Here is a 9,428-nt window from a genome sequence, read left to right as displayed (position 1 = left end):
AGACACGCTGGACTTAAAATCCAGTGAACAGCAATGTTCGTGCGGGTTCAAGTCCCGCTCTGAGTACAAGAAACTTCAGTTGGCTAACGCTGGCTGAAGTTTTTTATTTTTACGATTCCTATATTTTATTTTTGTACTATAACTCATTTTCTAAAAGATATTTTTGTAATTATTAACTTACTGGTGTTGGCTTTTGAACAAGCAAAGGTTATTCTAAGGATACAAATTTTAATTTTTGAATACCATATTTTAGTAAACCTTAAATACACATTGAAAATATATTTCTTCTTATAAATTTGCCTATTTAAGGGGATTTTACTTAAGGCATTAAAATTTTTATGCTGTATACTTTTATATTTTTTCAGAAATGACATTGTTTATTATAATTTAAGGGTATATTGTTTCATTCTTACTTTAATTGTCTTTGAATTTCTTGTTTAAGAAGATAGTTTTTTACAGTTCTTACCATTTATCTAAAAATTTTAATTTCTTGACAAGTTCTTTTAGTATCAAATTTCTGACCTTTTTTTTATCTTAAAATTAAAATTTTTGAGACGTTTTTACTTTATATTTTGCGTTTTTGATATGACTTTTCTTTATTCTAAAAAATTATTTTTCACTGTAGTTATTTAGATTTTAATATAGATACACCTCACAAAATTCCGTTTTATAAGTAATACAGTTTAATACATTTTGGAAGTAATGTGGCATCTTAGAGATTTAAGAAGCTGTTTGATACATTATCAAACTTTAACGTTTGTTCCAATTATTAGATTGTTGTAATTGGTGAAAAAAAAGTACTTTAGAGAATTAATCTATGCTACTATTTATTCAAATAAATAATTTAATCTATGAAAAGAAGATCTTTTTTAACTGCTGCAACTTTAGCTTCTGCAGGGCTTACCACACTTTTAATTACAAGCTGTACGTTCGGCACCAAAAAGAATGATGATTCAGTATCAGTTGAAGATTCTAATGAAGTCTTTGAACTGGATGAAGAAACCATTGGTAGTCTAAGAGAGAAATTAGCTTCTGGAAAATATACTTCAGAACAATTAGTACAACTGTATTTGAGACGCATTAATGCTATTGATAAAAATGGACCTCAATTAAATTCAGTTATCGAAATCAATCCGGATGCAGTAGCTATTGCTGTTGTAATGGATAAAGAAATGAGGGCAGGTAAGATTAGAGGGCCTTTACATGGAATTCCCGTTTTAATAAAAGACAACATAGATACTGCCGATAAAATGCAAACTACTGCAGGATCTTTGGCAATGGTAGGGAATATTGCTTCAAAAGATGCTTTTGTAGTCAAAAAACTGCGTGAGGCTGGGGCAATAATCATTGGTAAAACTAATTTGAGTGAATGGGCAAATTTTCGTTCAACTCAATCATGTTCCGGATGGAGTAGCAGAGGTGGGCAGACTAAAAATCCATACATTTTAGATCACAATCCATGTGGCTCTAGTGCTGGTTCAGGAACTGCTGTGTCAGCCAATCTTTGTGTAGTTGCTGTGGGAACAGAAACTGATGGTTCTATTGTTTGTCCGGCTTCGGTAAACGGGATAGTAGGAATTAAACCAACTGTAGGCTTGGTTAGTCGATCTGGAATTATTCCAATTTCAAAAACACAAGATACAGCAGGTCCAATGGCGAGAACCGTAACTGATGCAGCAATACTATTAGGAGTAATGGCAGCTGTTGACCAAGATGATGATGTAACACTTGAAAGCAAAGGAAAAGTTCAAAAGGATTTTACGACTTTTTTAGATGTAAATGCATTGAAAGGGAAACGTATTGGTGTTGAGAAAAAACCGCAAGGGAACAATAAATTCATTAATGCACTTTTGGACGATGCAATCGAACTTCTAAAAAAGCAAGGTGCTGTCATTATCGAAATTGACTATTTGGATAAAATTAATGCTTTGGGTCAAGCCGAATTTGAAGTTTTACAATATGAATTTAAAGACGGATTGAACAATTATTTGGCTACAGCCAATGCAAAAGTAAAAAATTTAAAAGAGGTAATTGATTTTAATCGCAGTAACGAAGATAAAGCAATGCCTTATTTTAAACAAGAAACACTGGAGAGTTCTAACCTTAAAAAAGGATTAGAAGATAAAAAATATTCAGAGGCATTAACAGTAAGTTTTGAAGGAAGTAAAGGTATTTTAGATCGTGTTTTTAAAGAAAATAAATTAGATGCCATTTGCGGAATTACCATGGGGCCCGCTTGTAGTATTGATGTAATTTATGGTGATCGCTGGGGAGGATATTCTTTGACTTCTCCTGCTGCGGCAAGTGGATATCCACATATTACGGTTCCTAACGGGATGGTTTATGATCTACCTGTTGGTTTGTCTTTTTTTGGAATTCCGTATACTGAAGGAGAATTAATAGGATTGGGTTATGCTTATGAACAAGCATCTAGAAAACGCCTAAAACCAGGACTTAAACCTTCATTTTTATACTAAATTACATTTTTAAAAAATAAAAGGGTAAAGAGTTAATCACTCTTTACCCTTTTATTTTTTTATAATACTCACAAATCGAGTTAAGCGGACATTCCGTGCATTTAGGAGTAGGCCTACAAATTTCTCGTCCCAAGAATGAAATCGCCATTCCGATTTCTCCCCAGATTTCTCTTGGTAGGACTTGCATCAATTGTTTTTCGGCTTTAATTCCGTCTTTGGTTTCTGTTATTAGTCCAATTCTGGGCGCTACTCTAATGACGTGCAAATCGGCAATGATTCCTTCTGCGGTAACTTTTGATTCGCGCATGATAACATTAGCTGATTTTCGTCCGATGCCCTTTAAAGCAACTAAATCCTCCATAGTAAGCGGAATATTTTTGTCCTTTTTGATAGTTTGAGCGATTTCTAGTAACCATTTGGCTTTATTGCCAAAATTCCTGATATCGGCGATATGAGGAATTAAGGCAGCGAAATTTGAAACGGCCAAACTTTCCATATTTGGGTATGCTTCAAATAAAGCGGGCGCAATTTTATTGATATGGGCATCAGAATCTTGCGCAGATAAAACAACCATAACCAATAATTGATATAAATTATGATAATCCAAAGGATGTTTCTTTCCTTTATATTTTGTTAGAATGGGTTCTAAATTTTTAGCCCAATCACTTGAGTTACCAAATAAATCCATGCTATTATTCTTTAAAGTCTACTGATAAGGAATTCACGCAATAGCGTTGTCCCGTTTTGGTAGGTCCGTCATCAAATACATGTCCGAGATGGCTTCCGCAATTGGCGCAAAGAATTTCAGTACGTTTCATTCCATGTGTAACATCCGAAATGTATTGTACTTTACCAGGAATTGATTCGTCAAATGAAGGCCAACCGCAATGCGCATCAAATTTGGAATTGCTTTCAAATAATGCTTCTCCACACGCACCACAGCAATACGTACCCTTTTCATAATGCAAATTATAAGTTCCGGTATGTGGATATTCAGTTCCTTTTTGACGAAGAATTCGATAGCGTTCCTCTCCTAATTGTTCTCTCCATTCTTGTTCTGTTTTTTCGATAGGATATTTCATAATTTTAAGTTTTTTATTTGTATTATAATATTGTGAAACAGTTATTTATTTTTGATGAATTGAACTATTTTTTCAATTACTTTAGGATTACCAAGAATTTTTCTATGTCCTAAACCATCGGTTAAAAATAGCGCTCCATTTTTCAGGTGTTTGTGAATGTGTATTCCTGCTGTAACCGGAACTTCGGGATCATTATTGTCATGGATAACTAAGACCGGAATGGAAGTGTCTTTTGCGGCTAAATAAGCAGAATAACTGTTCATGTCTTCTTTATATTTTTTTTCAAAATGCAAACGTAAAAGCGTGCTTATGCTTGGTTTCAAATTTAATTTTGTTACAAAATCATCCATGATGTCTAATACAATATCGCCACTGCCAATAACTACCGCATGATTAACTTTAAATCTTTTTTTTATGGCATTCAAAACTGACATTCCTCCCAAGGAATGGCCAATTGCGGCTTCAAAAGGACCAAATTGCTTGTCAATTTCTAAAATTACAGCAATAAAATCAATCATAATCGTATTTTTTCCGGGTGATTTTCCATGGGCAGGTGCATCAAAACTAATCGTTGAATATCCTTCTTTCAGTAACTCATCAGCTATTTTGAATAACTGTGTTCCACGCCCTGACCAACCGTGGACCAGTAGAATTTTCTTTTCACTTTTTCCATATTGATATAAAATGACTTCTTTGTCAATTGCCGGAATCTTGATTAAATTTTGGGTACTATTTCGATCCATTTCCAATTCTCTTTTTGGAATTTTATGTTTTATAGGTGTGGTAAACAGTTTAGCGGCAAATAATGTTATTAATTTTGGCGAAATAAACGAGATTAATTTACTAGTTAATAAGATAATCTTAGGAATTTTCAATGATTGTGTATGAATAGAAGTGTTTTTTGTCATTTCAATAAATTTTCGTGCGAGTTATTATGTTAATTTTTTTTTACTAAATTTAGAAAACAATAAAAGTAGTATTTTTTATAAAGTTTTTATTAGTAATAATATAAAAGGCGTATATAATTAATATTTAGAATTGTTTGTAAAATACCTGAATAGCATTAAAATTAACTGAAAAACAACAAATTTCATAAATGGAAATATTTCATATCAGTGCAGAATGTTATCCTGTAGCAAAAGTAGGCGGTTTAGCAGATGTAGTAGGTGCATTGCCAAAATATCAAAATAATGCTGGGCATCATGTAAGAGTTGTAATACCTTGTTATGATTCAAAGTTCAGAAATGAAAATGACTTTGAATGTGTACATTGGGGACATGTAAAATTAGGGAGTTTTAATTTTCCTTTTAATGTTCTAAAAGAAAAAACAGACAAACTTGGATTTGAATTGTATCTGGTAGAAATCTCGGAATTATTTGATAGAAAAGATGTTTATGGCTATGAGGATGATATGGAACGATTTTTATCATTCCAAATTGCGACTTTAGATTGGATAATAGGAAGGGATGATGTTCCGGATGTTATCAATTGTCATGATCATCATACGGGTTTGATACCTTTTATGATGTTATACAGTCATAAATATCAAAAATTACGTGATACGCCTTCTATGATTACTATTCATAATGGTTTGTATCAAGGACAGTTTGGATTTGATAAGTTGCATTATTTGCCTGAATTTGATCTTGCTCATGTTAAGGTTTTAGAATGGGATAAATGTATTAATTCACTCGCTGTAGGAATTAAATGTGCTTGGGCAGTAACGACAGTTTCGCCTAATTATTTAAATGAAATAAATTATTCGGCTAATGGATTAGAATCTCTGTTTAATCTTGTCAGATATAAATCGAGAGGGATTTTAAACGGTATTGACATTGAAGTTTGGGATCCGGAGAAAGATATTATGTTGGAAAAGAACTATTCGATTAAAAATTTTGAAATAGGAAAGCAGGAAAACAAGGAAAAATTATGCAATCTGTTTAATTTAGATCCAACAAAACCACTTTTTAGTTTTATAGGAAGATTATTAGAAGAAAAAGGAGGCGATTTATTACCACATGCCTCTGCACTAGCTTTATCGGAAAATTTTAACCAAATTAATATTTTAATTTTAGGTTCAGGAAATGCAGCTATTGAAAATCAGCTGAATGCTGTATTAGATGATTATAAAGGCAACTACAATACTTTTATAGGCTACAATGAAGAATTAGCCCATTTGATTTATGCGGGCTCTGATTTTCTATTGATGCCTTCAAGAGTGGAGCCATGTGGGTTAAACCAAATGTATTCATTGCGATATGGAACAATTCCTATTGTTAGAAGGACAGGAGGATTAAAAGATACTGTTATTGATTTTGGAGACGATGGAAATGGGATTTGTCATGATCAGGCAACGGTGGGAGATATTTGTTATTCTATTCAAAGGGCAGTTGATTTATATGACGATAAAAAGCATTTAAATAAAATTAGAAAAATTGGAATGAGCACGGATCATTCCTGGGAAAGAGTCTGTCAAGAATACATAGAAATGTACAATTTAATTATCAAAAAGAAATGAAAGCTAAAAAGAAAAATGTAATTGCAATTATTTTAGGTGGAGGACAGGGATCCAGATTATACCCATTGACAGAAACTAGGTCTAAACCAGCTGTGCCGATAGGAGGGAAATATAGATTGGTCGATATTCCTATTTCAAATTGTATGAATTCAGATATTTATAGAATGTTTGTATTGACACAATTCAACTCGGCTTCTTTAAATGCACACATTAAAAACACGTATAACTTTAGCATTTTTAGCCATGCCTTTGTTGATATCTTAGCTGCTGAACAAACTCCTGATAATCCAACTTGGTTTCAAGGTACTGCAGATGCTGTAAGACAATGTATGCCTCATTTCTTAAACCATGATTTTGATTATGCTTTGATACTTTCCGGAGATCAATTGTATCAGATGGATTTTGATGCAATGTTAGAAGAACATATCATTAGAGAAGCTGATATTACGATTGCTACTTTACCAGTAAATGCAAAAGATGCTCCTGAATTTGGAATATTAAAAACAAACTCCGAAAGTTGTATTGAATCTTTCATTGAAAAACCAGCAAAAGAACTATTGCCAGATTGGGAATCGGATGTAAGCGAACAAATGAAGAGTGAAGGAAAACATTATTTAGCTTCGATGGGAATCTATATATTCAACAAAAAATTGTTGGTAGACCTAATGTCCAACAAGGAAACTAAAGATTTTGGTAAAGAAATTATTCCACAAGCGGTAGGTAATAAAAAGATATTAAGTTATCAATATGAAGGATATTGGACTGACATTGGTAATATAGATTCTTTTTTTGAAGCTAATATTGGATTAACGGAAGACTTGCCTAAATTTAATTTATTCGATAACGATAATAAAATTTACACAAGACCAAGATTGTTACCACCATCTAAATTCCAAAAAACAACGGTTGACAAATCATTAATTTCAGAGGGATGTATATTGAATGCAAAAGAAATTAACCATTCCGTGATTGGTATTAGATCGAGAATAGGTGAAGGAACTATAATTCAAAACTGCTATGTAATGGGTAATGATTACTATCAGAATATTTGTGATATGAATGAGGATCTAAAAAACAATAAACAATTAATAGGTATTGGAGAAAGATGTTTTATAAAAAATGCTCTGGTGGACAAGAATTGCAGAATTGGTAATGATGTTTACATAAATGGAGGCAGTCATTTAGAAGATTTTTCTAATGAATTATATGCTATTAAAGATGGAATTGTTGTCCTTAAAAAAGGAGCAATTATTCCTGATAATTATATTATAAAGTAAATTTAAAAACTGTTTTTTCTTAAACTAATATTCTGTTCATTTTATAAAAATAGAATTATACAATTGTTATATGAGTAAAGTTATCTCGCATTCCCTTTTTACAGATTTTGATATCGATTTATTTAAAGCGGGGAAACATTTCCGACTCTACGAAAAGCTAGGTGCACATCTAGTAACAGTTGATGGAGTTGAGGGCGTTTATTTTGCCGTCTGGGCTCCTACAGCTCATTCGGTATCTGTTGTTGGGGATTTTAATTTTTGGACACAAGGAGAACATCTTTTGAACGTACGTTGGGATTCATCTGGGATTTGGGAAGGATTTATTCCAAGTATAAAAAAAGGAGCCACCTATAAGTACAAAATTCAATCCAACAATAATGGAAGTGTCACTGAAAAAGCAGACCCTTTTGCCTTTTACTGTGAAAAACCGCCACACACCGCCTCAGTAGTTTGGGATTTAGATTATAAATGGAAAGATAAAAACTGGATGGAAACGCGTCAAAATCATAATGGTTTGGACAAACCCTATTCAGTTTATGAGGTCCATTTAGGTTCATGGAAGCGTCATGCTGAAGAAAATCGTTTTTTGACATATCTAGAATTTGCAGAAGATTTAGTTAATTATGTAAAAGAAACAGGCTTTACTCATGTGGAGTTTATGCCTATAATGGAGTATCCTTATGATCCTTCTTGGGGCTATCAATTAGTTGGTTATTTTGCTCCTACTTCTCGTTTTGGAAAACCACAAGATTTTATGGTTCTGGTTGATAAATTGCACGAAGCAGGAATTGGAGTAATTCTGGATTGGGTTCCATCTCATTTTCCTGATGATGCTCATGGTTTAGGATTTTTTGATGGATCAAATCTTTTTGAACATCCTGACCGTAGGAAAGGGTATCATCCGGATTGGAAAAGTTTAGTATTTAATTATGGACGAAATGAAGTTCGTTCTTTCCTTATTAGTAATGCTTTATTCTGGTTACAATATTATCATGCCGATGCGTTGCGTGTTGATGCCGTTGCTTCCATGTTATATTTGGATTATTCTAGAAATGACGGAGAATGGGAACCCAATATTTACGGAGGAAGAGAAAATCTTGATACTATAAGTTTCTTAAAAGAATTTAATGAAGCCGTGTATTCCAATTTTGAAGGAGTTCAAACTATTGCTGAGGAAAGTACTTCTTTTCCTATGGTTTCAAGACCAACATCGGTTGGTGGTTTAGGTTTTGGAATGAAATGGATGATGGGGTGGATGCACGATACTTTAGAATATTTCCAAAAAGATACCGTTTATAGAAAATACCATCAAAATGATTTGACTTTTTCGATGACCTATACTTTTTCCGAAAATTTCATGTTGCCGCTTTCCCATGACGAAGTTGTTTATGGAAAAAAATCAATTGCGGGAAGAATGCCTGGTGATGAATGGCAAAAATTTGCAAATTTAAGATTGTTGTATGGTTATATGTTCATGCATCCCGGAACTAAATTGTTGTTTATGGGAAGTGAATTTGGGCAAAGCAGTGAATGGAATTTTGAAGGAAGTTTAGATTGGCATTTATTGCAATATCCGTTTCATGAAGGGGTGAAAAAATTGATTACTGATTTGAATAAATTATATAAAACACAACCTGCTTTGCATGAAAAACAATTTAGTCCAGAAGGTTTCGAATGGATTAATTACTCTGATCATCAAAATGCAGTAATGTCTTTCATTAGAAAAGGAAATAACCAAAAAGACGATGTAATTGTAGTTTGCAATTACACCCAAATAGTTCGTCCTAATTATCGCATTGGTTTACCGAGAAAAGGTAAATTAACCGAGATTTTTAATAGTGATGCCGCTAATTATGGCGGAAGTGGCCTTTCGAATTCTAAAAAATTAACAATTGAATCGATGCCTTATGACGGAAGGGATTATTCAACAGAATTACTTTTGGCTCCTTTAAGTGTAAGTGTTTTTAAAATTTCATAACTAATTTTAGTTAATATTATCAAATTGCATTACTAATAATTTTTATTTAATATGGAAATCATTAGTAGTGTGATTTGTTATTACTATGTCCTATAA

At 32.7% G+C, this 9,428-nt stretch carries 7 protein-coding genes; 4 read left to right on the top strand and 3 right to left on the bottom strand.

Features of this window, described 5'->3' with window-relative positions; all coding sequences use genetic code 11:
* The first annotated feature begins 851 nt into the window (after nt 1–851).
* Complete coding sequence (locus tag ACM55G_RS14005) at nt 852–2,477, top strand: amidase (protein WP_416844554.1); 1,626 nt, start codon at nt 852–854, stop codon at nt 2,475–2,477.
* Between the two features lie 43 nt (nt 2,478–2,520).
* Here the strand turns inward: ACM55G_RS14005 and ACM55G_RS14000 are convergent, their stop codons facing one another.
* The 3 genes from ACM55G_RS14000 to ACM55G_RS13990 are packed head-to-tail and all read right to left on the bottom strand — an operon-like array spanning nt 2,521 to nt 4,467.
* The gene (locus ACM55G_RS14000; protein WP_416844553.1) at nt 2,521–3,165 is read right to left on the bottom strand and encodes an endonuclease III domain-containing protein; all 645 of its coding nucleotides are present in this window, start codon (nt 3,163–3,165) and stop codon (nt 2,521–2,523) included.
* Nucleotides 3,166–3,169: 4 nt separating this feature from the next.
* Nucleotides 3,170–3,559 (bottom strand): peptide-methionine (R)-S-oxide reductase MsrB, encoded by a 390-nt coding sequence (gene msrB, locus ACM55G_RS13995; RefSeq protein WP_416844552.1) that lies wholly within the window; start codon nt 3,557–3,559, stop codon nt 3,170–3,172.
* A gap of 41 nt (nt 3,560–3,600) precedes the next feature.
* Nucleotides 3,601–4,467 (bottom strand): alpha/beta hydrolase, encoded by an 867-nt coding sequence (locus tag ACM55G_RS13990; protein ID WP_416844551.1) that lies wholly within the window; start codon nt 4,465–4,467, stop codon nt 3,601–3,603.
* Between the two features lie 188 nt (nt 4,468–4,655).
* On the opposite strand from ACM55G_RS13990, the gene ACM55G_RS13985 reads away from it, so the two are divergent.
* The 3 genes from ACM55G_RS13985 (at nt 4,656) to glgB (ending at nt 9,332) form a co-directional block, all read left to right on the top strand.
* A complete protein-coding gene (locus ACM55G_RS13985; protein ID WP_416844550.1) occupies nt 4,656–6,077 on the top strand; it encodes a glycogen synthase in 1,422 nt (473 codons plus the stop codon).
* On the top strand, nt 6,074–7,354 hold the full coding sequence (locus tag ACM55G_RS13980; RefSeq protein WP_416844549.1) for a glucose-1-phosphate adenylyltransferase: 1,281 nt from the start codon (nt 6,074–6,076) through the stop codon (nt 7,352–7,354). Before ACM55G_RS13985 ends, ACM55G_RS13980 begins: the two co-directional genes overlap by 4 nt.
* A 70-nt stretch (nt 7,355–7,424) precedes the next feature.
* A complete protein-coding gene (glgB, locus tag ACM55G_RS13975; RefSeq protein WP_416844548.1) occupies nt 7,425–9,332 on the top strand; it encodes a 1,4-alpha-glucan branching protein GlgB in 1,908 nt (635 codons plus the stop codon).
* The last annotated feature ends 96 nt before the right edge of the window (nt 9,333–9,428 follow it).

The sequence above is a fragment of the Flavobacterium algoriphilum genome, from assembly GCF_048158655.1.
In the GTDB taxonomy this organism is placed as follows: Bacteria; Bacteroidota; Bacteroidia; order Flavobacteriales; family Flavobacteriaceae; genus Flavobacterium; species Flavobacterium algoriphilum.
The sequence above is the reverse complement of the archived record's forward strand: the minus strand, read 5'-3'. Positions and strand labels throughout refer to the sequence as shown.

Coding starts and splice junctions, on each gene's coding strand:
- ACM55G_RS14005 (WP_416844554.1), top strand. CDS start 852: ATGAAAAGAAGATCTTTTTTAACTGCTGCAACTTTAGCTTCTGCAGGG.
- ACM55G_RS14000 (WP_416844553.1), bottom strand. CDS start 3,165: ATGGATTTATTTGGTAACTCAAGTGATTGGGCTAAAAATTTAGAACCC.
- msrB (WP_416844552.1), bottom strand. CDS start 3,559: ATGAAATATCCTATCGAAAAAACAGAACAAGAATGGAGAGAACAATTA.
- ACM55G_RS13990 (WP_416844551.1), bottom strand. CDS start 4,467: ATGACAAAAAACACTTCTATTCATACACAATCATTGAAAATTCCTAAG.
- ACM55G_RS13985 (WP_416844550.1), top strand. CDS start 4,656: ATGGAAATATTTCATATCAGTGCAGAATGTTATCCTGTAGCAAAAGTA.
- ACM55G_RS13980 (WP_416844549.1), top strand. CDS start 6,074: ATGAAAGCTAAAAAGAAAAATGTAATTGCAATTATTTTAGGTGGAGGA.
- glgB (WP_416844548.1), top strand. CDS start 7,425: ATGAGTAAAGTTATCTCGCATTCCCTTTTTACAGATTTTGATATCGAT.